This is a genomic window from Acidovorax sp. FJL06 (assembly GCF_003852545.1).
In the GTDB taxonomy this organism is placed as follows: Bacteria; Pseudomonadota; Gammaproteobacteria; order Burkholderiales; family Burkholderiaceae_C; genus Acidovorax.
In genome coordinates this window covers 17,666-32,448 of the sequence record NZ_QAJR01000004.1, presented here as the reverse complement: position 1 = coordinate 32,448, position 14,783 = coordinate 17,666, and the positions used below count along the sequence as shown (strand labels likewise).

12 protein-coding genes are annotated in these 14,783 nt (G+C 68.1%); 7 read left to right on the top strand and 5 right to left on the bottom strand.

The window, feature by feature from the left end; all coding sequences use genetic code 11:
• The first annotated feature begins 124 nt into the window (after window positions 1–124).
• Window positions 125–778 (top strand): DNA oxidative demethylase AlkB, encoded by a 654-nt coding sequence (gene alkB, locus DBV10_RS03110; protein WP_124510545.1) that lies wholly within the window; start codon window positions 125–127, stop codon window positions 776–778.
• 319 nt (window positions 779–1,097) lie between these two features.
• Window positions 1,098–1,835 carry a hypothetical protein gene (locus DBV10_RS03105; RefSeq protein ID WP_124510543.1) on the top strand — a complete coding sequence of 246 codons (738 nt, stop codon included), beginning with the start codon at window positions 1,098–1,100 and terminating at the stop codon, window positions 1,833–1,835.
• Window positions 1,836–1,889: 54 nt separating this feature from the next.
• Here the strand turns inward: DBV10_RS03105 and DBV10_RS03100 are convergent, their stop codons facing one another.
• Window positions 1,890–3,005: a DUF3592 domain-containing protein gene (locus DBV10_RS03100; RefSeq protein ID WP_124510541.1), complete on the bottom strand. Its 1,116-nt coding sequence runs from the start codon at window positions 3,003–3,005 to the stop codon at window positions 1,890–1,892.
• Window positions 3,006–3,068: 63 nt separating this feature from the next.
• Entirely contained in the window at window positions 3,069–3,452 is a 384-nt protein-coding gene (locus tag DBV10_RS03095; RefSeq protein ID WP_124510539.1) for a DUF3060 domain-containing protein, read from the bottom strand.
• A 208-nt stretch (window positions 3,453–3,660) separates the two neighbouring features.
• Between DBV10_RS03095 and DBV10_RS03090 the strand changes: the two genes are divergently transcribed.
• The 3 genes from DBV10_RS03090 (at window position 3,661) to DBV10_RS03080 (ending at window position 6,416) form a co-directional block, all read left to right on the top strand.
• Window positions 3,661–4,338, top strand: coding sequence for a response regulator transcription factor (locus DBV10_RS03090; protein WP_124510537.1), 678 nt, complete (start codon window positions 3,661–3,663; stop codon window positions 4,336–4,338).
• Window positions 4,335–5,801 carry an ATP-binding protein gene (locus tag DBV10_RS23315; protein WP_124510535.1) on the top strand — a complete coding sequence of 489 codons (1,467 nt, stop codon included), beginning with the start codon at window positions 4,335–4,337 and terminating at the stop codon, window positions 5,799–5,801. The genes DBV10_RS03090 and DBV10_RS23315 overlap by 4 nt, the downstream gene beginning before the upstream one ends.
• Window positions 5,802–5,918: 117 nt before the next feature.
• Window positions 5,919–6,416 (top strand): EVE domain-containing protein, encoded by a 498-nt coding sequence (locus DBV10_RS03080; protein WP_124510533.1) that lies wholly within the window; start codon window positions 5,919–5,921, stop codon window positions 6,414–6,416.
• Window positions 6,417–6,452: 36 nt separating this feature from the next.
• Here the strand turns inward: DBV10_RS03080 and DBV10_RS03075 are convergent, their stop codons facing one another.
• A complete protein-coding gene (locus DBV10_RS03075; protein WP_158616798.1) occupies window positions 6,453–9,257 on the bottom strand; it encodes a diguanylate cyclase domain-containing protein in 2,805 nt (934 codons plus the stop codon).
• A gap of 131 nt (window positions 9,258–9,388) precedes the next feature.
• Between DBV10_RS03075 and DBV10_RS03070 the strand changes: the two genes are divergently transcribed.
• Window positions 9,389–9,892 (top strand): flavodoxin family protein, encoded by a 504-nt coding sequence (locus DBV10_RS03070; RefSeq protein WP_124510529.1) that lies wholly within the window; start codon window positions 9,389–9,391, stop codon window positions 9,890–9,892.
• On the opposite strand, the gene DBV10_RS03065 is transcribed toward DBV10_RS03070, so the two are convergent.
• A complete protein-coding gene (locus DBV10_RS03065; RefSeq protein WP_124510527.1) occupies window positions 9,889–10,854 on the bottom strand; it encodes a class I SAM-dependent methyltransferase in 966 nt (321 codons plus the stop codon). The two genes, DBV10_RS03070 and DBV10_RS03065, sit on opposite strands and share 4 nt — an antisense overlap.
• 226 nt (window positions 10,855–11,080) lie before the next feature.
• Window positions 11,081–12,172: a GlxA family transcriptional regulator gene (locus DBV10_RS03060; protein WP_124510525.1), complete on the bottom strand. Its 1,092-nt coding sequence runs from the start codon at window positions 12,170–12,172 to the stop codon at window positions 11,081–11,083.
• Window positions 12,173–12,310: 138 nt separating this feature from the next.
• Between DBV10_RS03060 and DBV10_RS03055 the strand changes: the two genes are divergently transcribed.
• Window positions 12,311–14,686, top strand: a complete 2,376-nt coding sequence (locus DBV10_RS03055) for a penicillin acylase family protein (RefSeq protein WP_124510523.1) — start codon at window positions 12,311–12,313, stop codon at window positions 14,684–14,686.
• The last annotated feature ends 97 nt before the right edge of the window (window positions 14,687–14,783 follow it).

The following is a 14,783-nucleotide window of genomic DNA, read 5'->3' as shown; positions in this document are numbered from 1 at the left end:
CCCTCTCTCGCTGCGCGGGAGGGGGACGCACCCGGTGGCCTGGCAAAGCCAGTTCCACGGGTGCACTCGCGGGTATCACGCCAGTTGCATCGGTATGGGGCCACAACACCAGAACGACAAAGCCATGAACCTTGGTCTTTTTGACGACCTGCCCCCCACGCCCCAGGCCCCCGAGTGGCTGGAGCCGGGCGCCGTGGTGCTGCGCGGTTTTGCCCTGGAGACGGCAGCCGGGCTGCTGCAGGCCGTGGACGCCATCGCGGCCCAGGCGCCCTTCCGGCACCTCATCACGCCCGGCGGGCAGCGCATGTCGGTGGCCATGAGCAACAGCGGCGCCCTGGGCTGGATCAGCGACCGCAGCGGCTACCGCTACGGCCCCACCGACCCGACCACCGGGCTGCCCTGGCCGCCCATGCCTGCGCTGTTTCTCCTGCTCGCCCGTGAAGCCGCCGAGGCGGCAGGCTACCCCGGTTTTGCGCCCGACGCCTGCCTCATCAACCGCTACACGCCCGGCACGCGGCTGTCACTGCACCAGGACCGCGACGAGGGCCACTACGACCATCCCATCGTTTCCGTGTCCCTCGGCGTCCCGGCCATCTTCCTGTGGGGCGGCGCACAACGTGCCGACAAGGCCCGGCGCGTGGGCCTGTGGCATGGCGACGTGGTGGTGTGGGGCGGGCCGGCACGGCTGCGCTTCCATGGCGTGCTGCCGCTGACCGAGGCCTGCCATGCCATGACGGGCGCGCTGCGCATCAACCTGACCTTTCGCAAGGCAGGCTGAAGCACAGGCGCGCCGTCCGTTCTGCCCCATGCGCCTGCCGGCTCTATCGCAAAAGTTGATTTTTTCTTGTGAAGAAAAGCGCGCCCCACCCAATGGGTTCGGCAGAAAATCGCACGCACGGTCAGTTAATACACAAATACACCAAAGCAATGATTTGAAACAAATTAAAAATTTGCTGCTGATCCCCGGCAACAAGACGCCGATAAGATCCGTTCGCCCTATATAGACAAGAGAGCTTTGTGTGGGGTGACGCAATATGTGCGGGCCGGTTTTTTACCGACATGGCTTGCACAAAATACAAATCAACGTCTTATTTGCCATGAATTTTTTCAAAACCGCCCTTATTTCAAGCCTTGCCATCGCCTCATCCTCCATTTTTGCACAAGCACTTCCAGATATTGGGGGTGTCAAAATCGGGGCACTGCTTGCCACGCAGAAACCGCTGATGGAGAAGGTCAATGCAGACTATAAATTCAGCGAAATCAAGACCCGCGAAGGCAAGGTGGTTGGAATTCAAGGCATTGCCGAAAATAAGAATAACAGCGTCAATGACCATATGATCGCGCTGCAGGATGATTCCGGGAAAATATGGTTTCTGGGGCGTGCACAAAAATACCCGGAAGGGGGATATATCCCCAAGGCAACCTTCATCTCCGCCTTGAAACAGAAGTACGGAACCCCCTCCGACATTACGCCCGATGAACAATCCATGCTGTGGGCCTATGACAGAAATTACGCTTTGACAGCGCACAAGGCTTCGATTGGCATGTGCCCCCATGGAGCGGGCGGCAACGTGACCACACCGCGCACCGATTTATCCAGATTAAAAGGCGACAGCATTAACCTGGCCGTGCCAGCAGGTTTTGAGCCCAACTGTGGGATTCAGCTGAATGCAAAATTGAATCGCCACTACGCCTCCGACATGATCGTCGGATCGGCCATTCAAATCGTTGACCACAAGGTCCGTTACGACGTGCTGGAGAAGAAAAGCAACGAAGAAGAAGCCGCGCGGAAAAAGGCACTGGACGCCATGAAGGACAACAAGCCCAAGCTGTGACACGCCCGCAGCGCAGGCAGCAAGGCCGGGGCTCGCCCGGCCTGCGGATGGCGGTCAGCGAACAGGGTAGCCCGTGGCGTTGCCGATGGACGCCAGCATCCGGTCCGCGTCCTTTCGCCCTTGCAGGTCCTGGGCCACGGTGATCTTCTTGCCGCTGCGCAGCACGGCCTCGATGCGGTAGTAGACCTCGTGGCGGTTGTTGATCTCGGTGGAGTAGCTCTCCGCCACGCGCAGCCGGGCAATGTCTTGTGCGGGCACCTGATGCCACTGCAGCATCAGGCCCAGCAGGCGCCGTTCGGTGCGCAGGCCATCCTGGTCCAGCTGCACGCGCAGGCTGTTGGCCAGCGCATAAAACGCGCCCACCAGCAGTGCGCCCCCCACGCCCCCAAACCCCAGGCGGAAAAGCCAGGGCGCGATGTCCGCCTGGGTCTCCGCATCCCAGGGCACCACGGCGCCCACCAGCAGGAACAAGCCCCCCACCAGGCCCAGCCCCAGCTTGAGTCCCCACCACCGCCCCGCCGGAAAGTACATCTGCACCCCACCTGGGATCTTGGCCAGTTGGCCGGGCGCGCCCGTGGCCAAGGGCCGCGCCGGCTTGCGCCCTGCCGGTGCGGGGCCCCGCACCAGAAACACCAGCATGCCCACCCCGGCACCGCCAAACACCACCACAAACACCAGCTTGAGCGCCAGCAGCCCGGGCCGCAAGCTGCGGTCGATCACGGCCTCGGCGGGGTTTGCGGGGTTCACCCAGGCGCGCACCGCTTGCCCGCTGCGCAGCGCCTGCTCCAGCCGCTCGCCCAGCGCTTCCTGAAAGTCGCCCACGTTGTCAGCCCCTCCGCTGATGGCCACGCGCTCGCCTTCGTAATCCCGCCCCGCCACCTGGTAGCGGTAGCTCGCGGTCACGTGGAACGAGGTGGATTTGCTGCTGCCACTGCTTTCGAGGTGCGCGGACACCAGCGTGGCATCCACCGGCTGCCAGAACTGCATGCGCGACCAGTCGTACAGGGTGGGCAGCACGCTCAGAATCAGCAGCCCCACCCCCACAGCGGCAAACGGCAGCGCCAACAAGCCCAGCAGCCACTGGCCTTGTCTTTTGCCGCCACGGCCCGCCGCTGGTTTCGCCGGGGGGGCCGCTTGCGGCTTGCGCTGTGGCTTGCCTGCTTTTGCCATGGGTCTCTCTCACGCCGCACTGCGGCGGCTGGTGAACGCAATTTTGCAGGCAAAGCGCGTGTCTCAGCGCTCGACCACATCGTTGTTGTTGCCGTTGCGCGAGATGCGCGACTTGAAGCCCACAGGCACATAGACAGTGTTGCCGCTGCCGTCCAGCTCGATGCGCTCCACGGTGGTGGTCTTGAGCACAAAAATGCGGTTATTCAGCCCCGCCACGCTCAGGCGCAGCACGGTGTTGCCCGCAGCCACCGTCACGTCGTTGCGGGCGCCCGTCACCTCCAGGTCGTAGGGGCCGGTCTTGTCGATGGTCTTGTCCATGCTGACGCCGTCCACGGTGACCACATGCCCCTCGTCCGACGTGCCGCCGCAGGCCGACAGCATGGACATGAACAAGGCGCACACGAAGTTGCGCGGCGAAAACAGGGTGATGGCGTTTTGCAGATTCATACGGAAGCCCGACAGTCGGGACGGAAGGAGTGAAGAAGCCCGCAGTCTGCAAAGGCCTGCATGAAGCCCCCATGAAGCGGCCGCCGTGCCGGGGCGCCCCAGATGAAGCTTTCATGAACACCCGCTGCGCATGCCCCCTCTGGGCGGCGCGGCCCGCTCCTAGAATCGCCGCCAGCCCCTTCCATCCCACCTGCCTCCCAACCACCGCATGGCCAGCATCCTTCTTGTGGAAGACGACCTCCCCTTGGGCAACTCGCTGCAGCGCGTGCTGACCGTGGCGGGCCACCCTGTGGTGTGGCTGCGCACCAGCGCCGACGCGCGCCGGTTTCTACAAGACCAGCCCTTTGCCTTGGTGCTGCTGGACATCGGCCTGCCCGGCGAAACAGGTCTGGACCTGCTGGCCTGGCTGCGCGCCCAGGGGCAGGCCACGCCAGTGATGCTGCTCACCGCGCGCGACAGCGTGGGCGAGCGCGTGCTGGGCCTGGACGCCGGGGCCGACGATTACCTGGGCAAGCCGTTTGCCATTGAAGAGCTGCTGTCGCGCGTGCGGGCCCTGCTGCGGCGCCACAGCGGGCAGACCCGCAGCGTGTGGCAGATCGGCCCGCTGTGCATCCACACCGCGCGGCGCAGGGTGCAGCTGCATGGGCAGGATGTGCACCTTTCGGCCCGCGAATACGACATCCTGCGCGCGCTGGCCGAAGACCCGGGCCGCGTGCTCACCCGCGCGCAGATCGAGGCCAGCTCCAGCCCGGCCGACACGCTGGACAGCAACGCCACCGACGTGCATGTCTACAAGCTGCGGCGCAAGCTGGGCAACCACCTCATCAGCACCGTGCGTGGCGTGGGCTATGTGCTGGAGGCCCCGGCCACGGACTCCGTGCCATGAGCCTCGCAGGGATGCACGCCGCACCCGGCAGCCCGCCCTCGCTGATCCGCCGCCTGATCGCCTGGCAGGCACTGGCACTGGTCGTGGCCTGGCTGGCCCTGGCCTCGGTGATGACCTGGGTGGCGCTGGAGCGCAGCCCCGAAGAGATCGATACCCGGCTGCGCGAGACCGCCCGCATCCTGGCCGAGGCCGCCAGCGGCCCCGAGGCCACCCTGCCCGCCCGCATGCAGGCTGCGCAAGGCGCCCTGGTGCGCATCACGGGCCGCGACCTGCTGGGCGTTGCCGGCCTGACCCATGTCCGCGTGCTGAACACGCAGGGCCAGGTGCTGTACCGCAGCAGCGAAGACCTGCCCTGGCCGGATCGCGCCACCGAATCCATCCCCACCTCGCCAGGCCACCCGCCCTGGCACCTGCACACAGAGGCCGCAAGCGACGGCGGCGTGGTGGTGCAGGTGGCCGAACCCGGCGCGCTGCAGCTGGGCGCCCTGCTGCCGGTGCTGTGGCTGGTGCTCAAAAGCCAGCTGGGCGTGTTTTTGTGGCACGGGCTGGTGGTGTGGGTCACGGTGCGCAGCGGCCTGGCGCCGCTGCAGCAGCTGGCCCAGCGCATCTCGCGCCGCCGGGCGGGCGACCTGGCGCCCGTGCAGGTGGACAGGCTCTATGCCGAAACCGCGCCCGTGGTCCACGAACTCAACGCCCTGCTGGCCCACGAGGCCCAGCGGCTGGAGGCCGAACGGCGCTTTCTGGCCGACGCCGCGCACGAGCTGCGCACCCCCCTGGCCGCCATCAATGCCCAGGCGCACCAACTGCTCACCGAGCCCAACCCCGCCGCGCGGGCCGATGCCGCCCGCGCGCTGCAACAGGGCATCACCCGCGCCTCGCACCTGCTCACCCAGCTGCTGACCCTGGCGCGCGCCGACGCAGCCGCCCAACCCGCCGCCCCTGCCGAGTACCCCACGCTGGACCTGGCCGACCTGTTGCGCAACCGCGTGGCCTTGCTCGTGCCCCTGGCGCGGGCACGGCGCATCGAGCTGGGCCTGAGCGCCCCCGAGCACCTGCACGCCCGGCTGGACCGCGAGGGCCTGTGCTCCGTCATCGACAACCTGGTGGACAACGCGATCCGCTATGGCGTGGAGGGTGGCAGCGTGGAGGTGACCCTGGGCAGCGTGGGCGCGGCACCCGATGGCCCGTTCGTGCTGCAGGTGCAGGACAACGGCCGGGGCATCGCCCCCGAACACCGCATGCGGGTGTGGGAGCGCTTCTACCGCATCCCCGGCACCAGCGAGGCCGGCACGGGCCTGGGCCTGGCCATCGTGCAGCGCGTGGTGCAGCGCATGGGTGGCACGCTGGGCTTTGCCGACGGGCTGGACGGGTGCGGGGTGGGCCTGCGCTGCGTGCTGCCCCGCCAACCCCTGGCGGGGCCCGGGGCATTGCCGGGCGCTGCCGCACCGGAAATCAATCCATAAAAAGGCCTCTACGGCGCACTGGTTAAGCGCAAGCAGCTATCAAAAACAAAGCATTCACAATCCCTGCCGTGAGCGCCTGCTTGCCAGCCCCCCCACACGCTTTGCCAAAATGGCGCCATGACCACCGCCCCCACCCTGCAGCGCCCGCCGCGCTACTGGCTCATGAAGTCCGAGCCCGAGGAATGTTCCATCGACGACGCGCTGGCCGCCCCAGGCGCCACCGTGCCCTGGACGGGGGTGCGCAACTACCAGGCGCGCAACTTCATGCGCGACGGGATGCAGGTGGGCGACGGCGTGCTGTTCTACCACTCCAGTTGCCCCGAGCCCGGCATTGCCGGCATCGCCCGCGTGGCCAGCGGCACGCGGGCCGACCCCACGCAGTTCGACCCCGCCTCGCCCTACCACGACCCCAAATCCCCGCCCGACCAGCCCCGCTGGCTGTTGCTGGACGTGCAGGCCCTGCGAAAGACCCGCCTGCTGGGCCTGGCCGAACTGCGCGAGCACCCTGAGCTGGCGCAGATGCGGGTGCTGCAGCGGGGCAACCGGCTGTCGATCACGCCGGTGGAGGCGAGCGAGTGGGAGGCCATCACCGGGCGGCTCCTCGCCAGCCGCTAAGGTTTTGCGGCCACAGCCCCCCAGCCTCTCGCCCGTTCAGCGGCTGCGCTCGGCCGACACATGCCCTTTGTCTGCGTACATGGCCTGGTCGGCCAACCGCAGCAGGGCCTCGGCGTGGCTGCCGTCCCGGGGGTAGATGGCCGTGCCCACGGCGGCCGAGACACCCACCACGCGCCCGCCGCCCAGGTCGATGGGCTGTTCGATGGCCTGGAGCATTCGCTCCAGCGCCACGCTGACCTCGGCCGGATCGGTCACGGCGGTGAGCAGCAGCACAAACTCGTCGCCACCGATCCGCGCCGCCGTGTCGTTGGCGCGCACCTGTTCCTGCAGCCGCCGACCGATCACGCGCAGCACCTCGTCGCCCATGTCGTGCCCATAGCGGTCGTTGATGGGCTTGAAACCGTTGAGGTCCATGTAGCACAGCGCCGCCTGGCTCTGTGTGCGATCGCACAGTGCAAACGCCTGCGTGATGCGGTCGGCCAGCAGCAGGCGGTTGGGCAGGTGGGTCAGGCCGTCGTGAAAGGCGATGTGCTCCACCTGCTGCTGGTACTGCTTCATGGCGGTGATGTCCTGCATGAGCCACAGGGATTCACCGTCGGCGTTCAGGGCCACGCCGTTGACATCGATCCAGACCTCCTCGCCCGTGAGCTTGCGCATCCGGCGCTGCTGGCGGTAGTGCCGGCCCGAGGCCAGGATGGGGTAGGCGTCCCGGCCAAACGCAAGGAAATCCTCGCGGTCCACATACATCTCTTCGGTGGTGTGGCCCTGCAACTGGCCCGGGGCATAGCCAAAGATGCGCTCCAGCGCCGGGTTGCGCCACAGGATGACGCGGTCCTTGATCTTGGCGATGCCGATCAGGTCGTTGTGCAGCATGGCCTGCTGCTCCAGATTGAGGGCATGCAGCTTTTGCCGCGCCGCATGCAGCTCCGACACGTCGTACATGATGGAGCGGCTCATCACGAATTCGCCCGCCGCATCGCGGATCGCGGTGGCCGAGACGCTCACGCGGCGCGGTTCGCGCCCCTTGCCCAGCAAGGTCAGCTCCAGGGGGCCGATCTTGCCGCTCGCCCGCAGGATGGGGAAGTACTTCGCAAACTGCGCCTTGCCTTCGGCATCGAAGAAATCTGCCACCCCCAGCTTGCCCACCACCTCCTCGCGGCCCACGCCCAGCCAGGACAGGGTCAGGTTGTTGAGGTGCACGTACTTGCCGTTCGGGTCCAGCGCGTAGTAGCCGCAGGGCGCGTTGTCATACAGGTCCTGGAACCGCTCAGACGCCCGGGCCAGGTCGGCCTCGAGATTGCGGCGTTCGGTGATGTCCCGCCCCACCGACTGCCATTCCACCAGGTGCCCCGCATCGTCAAACAGCGCCCGGTTGCTGAACTGGCACCAGCGGATGGCCCCATCGCCCGCAAACACCCGGTTCTCGACCACCACCACCGGGTTGGCGGGCGTCACGGCGGCGAGCTGCTGCGCAATCATCGGGTAGTCGTCCGGGTGCACCACGGGCGCCCACACCTCGCCCAGGACATCATCCCGCCGCAGGTTGAACAGCCGGCAATACGCATCATTGACATAGGTGAGGCGATTGCCGCCGTCAAAGCGGCAGATGATCTCGGTCTGGTCCTCCAGGATCGAGAGGTAGCGCTGCTCGCTGCGGTACAGGGCTTCCGTGCGCTCCTGCACGCGGCGTTCCAGCTCTGCATTCGCTTTTTCGAGGGCGGCACGCCCGTCGATCAGGCCCTGGGTCATGTTCTGCAGCGCAGACCGCAGGTGCTGGAACTCCACCGTCTCCAGGTTGAAGTCCAGCGCCGCCACCTGCCCCGTGGCCTCGACCTGCCGGGCGGCCTCGGCCAGCTTTTCGACCGGCTCGCTGAAGCGCCGCGCCGCCCAGTAGGCCACGCCCACCAGCATCGCCGTCATCAGCGTGAGCAGTACCACCAGAACGCTGTGCAGCCGGCTGATGGGCTGCAGCGCCATGTCCAGCGGCTGGCGGGCCACCAGCTGCCAGCCCAGGTTGGTAACGGTGTGCGAGGGCACCGGCACCACGCCCGTGAGGTAGCCGGCGCCCTGCGATTCGCCCCAGGACATCACCTGAAAACTGCCCGGGTCGGGCAGGCTGGGCAGCGACGCGCGCGGCAGCTCGATGGCCCCGGCGGCGTTGAGCACGCCATCCTTGTTGACCAGCATGACCTCCATCCCGCTGCGGGCCACCGAGGCCGGGCTGGCGCGGTGGATGATGTCCTGCACCCAGGCCCAGTTCACATGGGCGGAGATCACGCCCTTGAGCACGGAGTCCTGCCCGCGCACCGGCGAGGCGTAGTCCATGAAGCGCAGGGGCACCGTGCTGCCGGGCTCGCGCAGGTGCTTGTCCAGCAGCACCGCGTCGTGGGCATCGCCGATGTAGGGGCCGTTTTGGCCCGCGCCAAACCAGGGCCGCTGCGATACGTTCTGCCCCAGCAGCAGATTGCCGGTGGCCACCTGCACCACACCCTGCTCATCGGTCACCCCGATCCACGAATAAAAAGGGTAGGACTGCCGGATCTGCTCCAGGTGCGCCTGCAGCTGGGGCGCATAGCCCTGCGCGCGCGTCAGCATGGGCAGGTGGCTGAGCAGCGCAATCTCGCGTTCGCGCTCCTCCATGCCCTGGCCGAGCGCCAGGGCAATCGGCTGGCTGGCGTTCATCAGCGACTGGCCGCTGAGTTCGGTCAGATGCCGGCTCAGCACCTCGTCGGCCACAAACCCGATGGCCAGGCCGGTGAGCACGGCGGTGCCGCCAAACAGCAGGGTCAGCCTGGAACGCGTAGTCCGCAGCCAGTGGGAGACGACGGTGGCCAGGGTCATGGAGGGCGAGGCGGCAAGTTGGGGGCCAGGCCATTGTGGCATCGAAAAAATGCTTTCAGCATGGTGATCGCCCCGATGCCGGGGGCACAGGGCCGCGCCAGATGCCGCGCCGCAGGCCCTATGCTGTGGCCATGCGCACGCCCAAAACCCTGCTCATCGTCTACCACTCCATGACCGGTGGCACCCGCCAGATGGCCGAGGCCGCCTGCGCTGCGGCCCAGGCGGCCGACCCGGCCGTGGCGGTGCGCCTGCTGCATGCCTCAGAGGCCGGGGCGGCCGATATGCTGGCGGCCGATGGCTACCTGTTCGCCACGCCCGAGAACCTGGCGGCCATCAGCGGACAGCTCAAGGATTTTTTTGACCGCAGCTACTACGGCGTGCTCGACCAGGTCAATGGCCGCCCCTATGCCCTCCTGGTCTGCGCGGGCAGCGACGGGCAGAACGCGGCCCGGCAGATGGCGCGCATCGCCACGGGCTGGCGCCTCAAGGCCATCGCCGAGCCGCTGATCGTGTGCACCCACGCGCAGACGCCCGAAGCCATCCTCGCGCCCAAGCAGATCGGCGCGGACGACCTGGCGCGCTGCCAGGCGCTGGGCGAGGCCCTGGCGGTGGGGCTGGGGATGGGGGTGTTCTAGGCCTGCGGAGCCAGCTCGGGCGCCTGGTACACCAGCACCTTGAGTGCCCGGCCGGGCTCCACATCGGCAAACACGGCCGGGTTGGCCACGCGTTCGACAAATTGCAGCTCGGGCGCCAGCTCGCGCATCTGGTCCTGCAAAAAGTCCACGCCCAGCTCGGGCGCGTTCAGGCACAGCAGCACCTGGCCGCCGGGGGCCAGCAGGTCGGGCAGGCGGCGCATGAGGCGGGCGTAGTCCTTGGTGGCCACAAAGCTACCCTTTTGGTAGCTGGGCGGGTCCACGATGACCAGGCCATAGGGCCCGCTGCGCGTGATCTTGCCCCAGCTCTTGAAGATGTCGTGCGGCAAGAACGCCGCGCCCGTGGTGATGCCGTTGAGCTGGTGGTTCTGCTGCCCGATGCCGATGGCGCCGTGGCTCATGTCCACGTTGACCACCTGCCGGGCCCCCGCCTGCAGCGCCACCACCGAAAACGCGCAGGTGTAGGCGAACAGGTTGAGCACCTTGAGGCCGTAGCGGTCGGCGCTGCGGGCGGCCGCAAAGTCGCGCACCCAGCGCCGGCCCGCGGCCATGTCGAGAAACAGGCCATGGTTTTGCCCGCGCAGCACATGCACGCGGTAGCGCGCCCCTGCCTCGGTGACGACGTGCGGGTCGGGCACGGCACCGGCCATCAGCTGCGTCTCGCTGCGGCCTTCGATGCGCAGGGCCTCGCCCCGGTGCTGGAACACCCAGTTCAGCGCCTCGCCCGCCGGCGCAATCTGCGCCCAGCGGGCCTGCAAGGCCGCGCCCACGGCAGCCAGCGCGTCCTCCGAGGCCGGCGCAAAGCTGGTGAGCACGAACACGGGCGGATAGGCATCCAGCACCCACTGCTCCGAGCCCGGATGCAGCCCGCCCCGGCCGTGGAAGATGCGCTGCGCCTCGGTGGGCAGGGGCATGGTGGCAATGGCGTCGAGCAGGGCTTGCATGAAGGAGAAACCGGGGTCGGAAACGTGATGGAAAGAAAATGGCTGCTGGCGCTTGATGGGCAAGCGCTGGTAGCTACCGAATCAATAGCATGTGGATTATCGCCCGGCGCTAGAGATCCTCTGCACGAATCGAGCGGAAAGTGGGCACTGAGGATCGGGAGGTCTTGCAACGCCGCCCTGCGTGTGAAGACGCGTTTTCATGTTCCGATACTTTCAGGTCGCTGTACTAGGGTGCGCCTTCGCGCCCCAGCCACTGCTTGCGCGTGGTGCGCAGCTTGAAGCGCTGGCGATAGGCCCCGGGCGTGACGCCGCACACGCGTGCGAACACCTTGCGAAAGCTGCCCGTGTCGTTGTAGCCGCATTGCTGGGCCACGTCCTCCACGGTGAGGTAGGTGGTCTGCAACAGCGCCTGCGCCTGGGCGATGCGCAGGCTGTGCAGGTAGTCCTGCGGGCTGTGCCCGTACACCTGGGCAAACCAGCGCAGCAGGGTGCGCGGGCTGGTGGCCGCAGCACGGGCCGTGGCCTGCAGGCTGTAGGGCTCGTTGCGGTGGGCCTGCAGCCAGCGCCGGGCCCGCTCCAGGGCGCCTGCCGCCAGCGGGTTGCCCGTGGGGGTCTCCATGGTGGATGTGGCCGTGAGCTGGCGCGGGGCGTCGAACAGCAGCACATGCGACGCGGCCTGGGCCAGTTCGGCGGCAGGCGTCTGGGCCAGCAGGTCCAGCACCGCCGGCAGGGTGTCCTGCAGCGCAGCCGTGGTCCAGAGCGGCCCGTCGCGCTGCCAGGGCTTGTCGCGCTGCCACACCACCTCGGCCGGTGGGCTGGCACCTTGGCCGCTGGCGTTGGACATGAGCACGATGGAGGGCGCAAACGCCCAGGGCAGCGCCGCCTTGCGCCCCGCCAGCAAGCCGCAGTCGGCCAGCAGGCCCGATCCGTTGAACAGCGCCGCCACCGCACCGCCGCCCGCCACATGGGCACGCAGCATCGCGCCCAAGTGCTGGCGGTGGCGGCCGCTCACCTCGCGCAGCTGCGGCCCGGTGGGCACCAGCCAGCCGGGGACCACGATCACGTGCAGGGGGCCCTGCAGTGCCCCGGCGCCGGGTGCGGGTGGTGGTACGGCGCCGTCCTCGCCCGGCACCGGCAGCCAGTGCCAGCGCAGAGGGGCAAGGCCGCCCCCCGCACGCATGGCGGCCAGCATGTTCATGGCGCGCAGGGTATCCACCACGGCGGCGGCCGTGCTGGCAATGCTGTCCCGCCCCCAGAGGATGCCCACGTTCACGCAGGGCGAGGGGGTGGCCGGGGCTGGGGGAATGTCTGGGGGCATGGTGGCGATATTGCCACTGTTTGTGGCCAGACCGCCATCGTGTCCAGATGTTACCGGACAGTAGCATGTCAGCGCGATGACAGCACCCTGCCTGGAAACCCCCCGCAGGTACGACACGACACCTGGAGACACCCCCTCATGCGACAGAAAACCGGCCTGCCCACAGGCACGAACACCGCCTTTTCCACCCTGGCCGCCGCCAGCGCCGCTCTCTTCCTGGCGGGCTGCGCTGGCACGCCCCCGGGCTCCGGGGGCGACCGCAGCGTGACCATCGAGCGCACCGCCTTCGGCATCCCGCACATCACCGCGCAAGACCCGGAGACCCTGGCCTATGGCGTGGCCTACGCCTATGCGCAGGACAACGTCTGCATGACGGCCGACCAGCTCGTGACCGCGCGCGGCCAGCGCAGCAGCACCTTCGGCGCCAAGACCATCGGCCTGCTGGGCCGCCGCTATCTGCCCAACGAGCAGATCGACCTGTTCATGGCCGCCCACATGGACGATGCCCTGCTCGAACGCAGCTGGGCGCGCACCAGTGCGCAGGCGCAGGCCATGGCGCGCGGCTACGTGGCCGGCTACAACCGCTATCTGGCCGACAACGCCGCGCGCCTGCCCGAGGCCTGCCAGGGCAAGCCCTGGGTCCAGCCCATGACGCTGGCCGAGTACCGCCGCATGGCTGAAGTACTGGCCGTGCAGGCCGGCATGGCCGCGTTGGCCGATGGCATGCTGGGTGCGCAGCCCCCGGCCGCCCCATCGGCGCAGGCCCCCGCCGATGCCATCGACCTGGTCGATGCCGCCCAAGCCCTGCGCGAGCTGGGCCTGCTCGACTCGCCCCTGGGCTCCAACGCCTGGGCCTTTGGCAAGGACGTGACAGCCAACGGTAGCGGCATGCTGCTGGGCAACCCGCATTTCCCCTGGAGCGGCCCCAACCGCTTCTACGAGATGCACCTCACCATCCCCGGCCAGATGGACGTGATGGGCGCGGGCATCGGCACCTACCCCACGGTCTCCATCGGCTTCAACAAGGACGTGGCCTGGTCGCACACCGTCTCCACCGGCAAGCGCTTCACGCTGTACGAGCTGGCACTGGACCCGGCCGACCCCATCGCCTACCTGGTGGATGGCAAACCCGAGAAGATGACCGCCCGCAAGGTCCGCGCCCAGATCCCCGGTGCCGACGGCCAGCCCCAGACCCGCGAGCACACCGTGTGGAGCACCCGCTGGGGCCCGCTGGTGGTGGTGCCCCGTGCGGGCCTGACCTGGAACGCCAAGACCGCCTACGCCTTGCGCGACGCCAATACCGGCAACACCCGCATGATGGATGCCGCCCTGGCCTTTGCCCGCGCCCGCTCGGTGCAGGATTTGCACAAGGCGCACGCCAACCTGGGCCTGCCCTGGGTGAACACCCTGGCGGCCGACCGCAGCGGCCAGGCCATGTATGCCGACGTGAGCGTGGTGCCCGACGTGGACGCCGCCCAGCTCGCGCGCTGCGCCCCCAGCCAACCTGCTGCCGCGCTGCGCGCCGCCGCCGGCCTGGTGGTGCTGAACGGATCACGCACCGACTGCGACTGGCGCCGCGACAGCGCATCGCCCGTGCCGGGGCTGACGCCCATTGCGCGCATGCCCGTGGCCTTTCGCACGGACTGGGTGCACAACAGCAACGACAGCTTTGTCTACACCCACCCCGCGCAGAAGTGGGAAGGCATCTCGCCCCTGGTGGGCGATGCCAGCCTGACGCGCCCCCGCACCCGCGCCGGCCTGGCCGAGATCCCCGAGATGCTGGGCCGTGGCAAGGTCACCTTGCAGGCCATGCAAGACCAGCTGTTCCAGAACCGCAACTTCATGGCCCAGGTGGTGGTGCCCGACCTGCTGGCCGCCTGCGACAAGGCGCCCACGCCCGAATCCCGTGACGGCTGCGCGGCCCTGAAAGGCTGGGACCGCCGCAACAACGTCGACGCACGCGGCGCCCATGTGTTCCGCGAGTTCTGGCGCACCGCCCGCAACATCCCCGGTGTGCACCGTGTGCCCTTTGACGCCCAGCAGCCCGTGGCCACCCCGGCGGGCCTGAAGATGGACGACGCGGCCACCGCCGCCAAGGTGTGGGAGGCGCTGGACGGTGCCGTCAAGGCCATCCGCACCAGCGGCTTCGCACTCGACGCCACCCTGGGCAGCGTGCAGCGCCCCGCCATCACCGAGGAGGCGATTGCGCTGCACGGCGGCGAAGAGTTCGAAGGCGTCCTCAACAACCTGGGCCGCCAGGAGCCCGCGCCCATCACCAAGGCGGGCCTGCGCATCGACTACGGCACCAGCTACGTACAGACCGTGACCTTCGACGCCCAAGGCCCGGTGGCCCAGGCCATCCTGACCTACGGTCAATCTACCCATCCCGCATCGCCCCACGCCACCGACCAGATGCGCGAGTTCTCGGCCAAGCGCTGGCACACCCTGCCTTTCCACCGCGAAGACGTGGTGAAGGCCCGCGTGGGCGAGCCGCTGCGGCTGGTACGGCCTTGAGCAACTCCACGGCCTGGAAATTTAAAGGTTTTAAGGCCGTTACCGCCCGTCCATCATGCCCTGATAGCTATCAATAAATGAGCAAATGATCCACCCG

What these genes read in the sequence shown, in the direction of transcription:
- alkB (WP_124510545.1), top strand. Translation starts at nt 125, where the DNA reads ATGAACCTTGGTCTTTTTGACGACCTGCCCCCCACGCCCCAGGCCCCC.
- DBV10_RS03105 (WP_124510543.1), top strand. Translation starts at nt 1,098, where the DNA reads ATGAATTTTTTCAAAACCGCCCTTATTTCAAGCCTTGCCATCGCCTCA.
- DBV10_RS03100 (WP_124510541.1), bottom strand. Translation starts at nt 3,005, where the DNA reads ATGGCAAAAGCAGGCAAGCCACAGCGCAAGCCGCAAGCGGCCCCCCCG.
- DBV10_RS03095 (WP_124510539.1), bottom strand. Translation starts at nt 3,452, where the DNA reads ATGAATCTGCAAAACGCCATCACCCTGTTTTCGCCGCGCAACTTCGTG.
- DBV10_RS03090 (WP_124510537.1), top strand. Translation starts at nt 3,661, where the DNA reads ATGGCCAGCATCCTTCTTGTGGAAGACGACCTCCCCTTGGGCAACTCG.
- DBV10_RS23315 (WP_124510535.1), top strand. Translation starts at nt 4,335, where the DNA reads ATGAGCCTCGCAGGGATGCACGCCGCACCCGGCAGCCCGCCCTCGCTG.
- DBV10_RS03080 (WP_124510533.1), top strand. Translation starts at nt 5,919, where the DNA reads ATGACCACCGCCCCCACCCTGCAGCGCCCGCCGCGCTACTGGCTCATG.
- DBV10_RS03075 (WP_158616798.1), bottom strand. Translation starts at nt 9,257, where the DNA reads ATGACCCTGGCCACCGTCGTCTCCCACTGGCTGCGGACTACGCGTTCC.
- DBV10_RS03070 (WP_124510529.1), top strand. Translation starts at nt 9,389, where the DNA reads ATGCGCACGCCCAAAACCCTGCTCATCGTCTACCACTCCATGACCGGT.
- DBV10_RS03065 (WP_124510527.1), bottom strand. Translation starts at nt 10,854, where the DNA reads ATGCAAGCCCTGCTCGACGCCATTGCCACCATGCCCCTGCCCACCGAG.
- DBV10_RS03060 (WP_124510525.1), bottom strand. Translation starts at nt 12,172, where the DNA reads ATGCCCCCAGACATTCCCCCAGCCCCGGCCACCCCCTCGCCCTGCGTG.
- DBV10_RS03055 (WP_124510523.1), top strand. Translation starts at nt 12,311, where the DNA reads ATGCGACAGAAAACCGGCCTGCCCACAGGCACGAACACCGCCTTTTCC.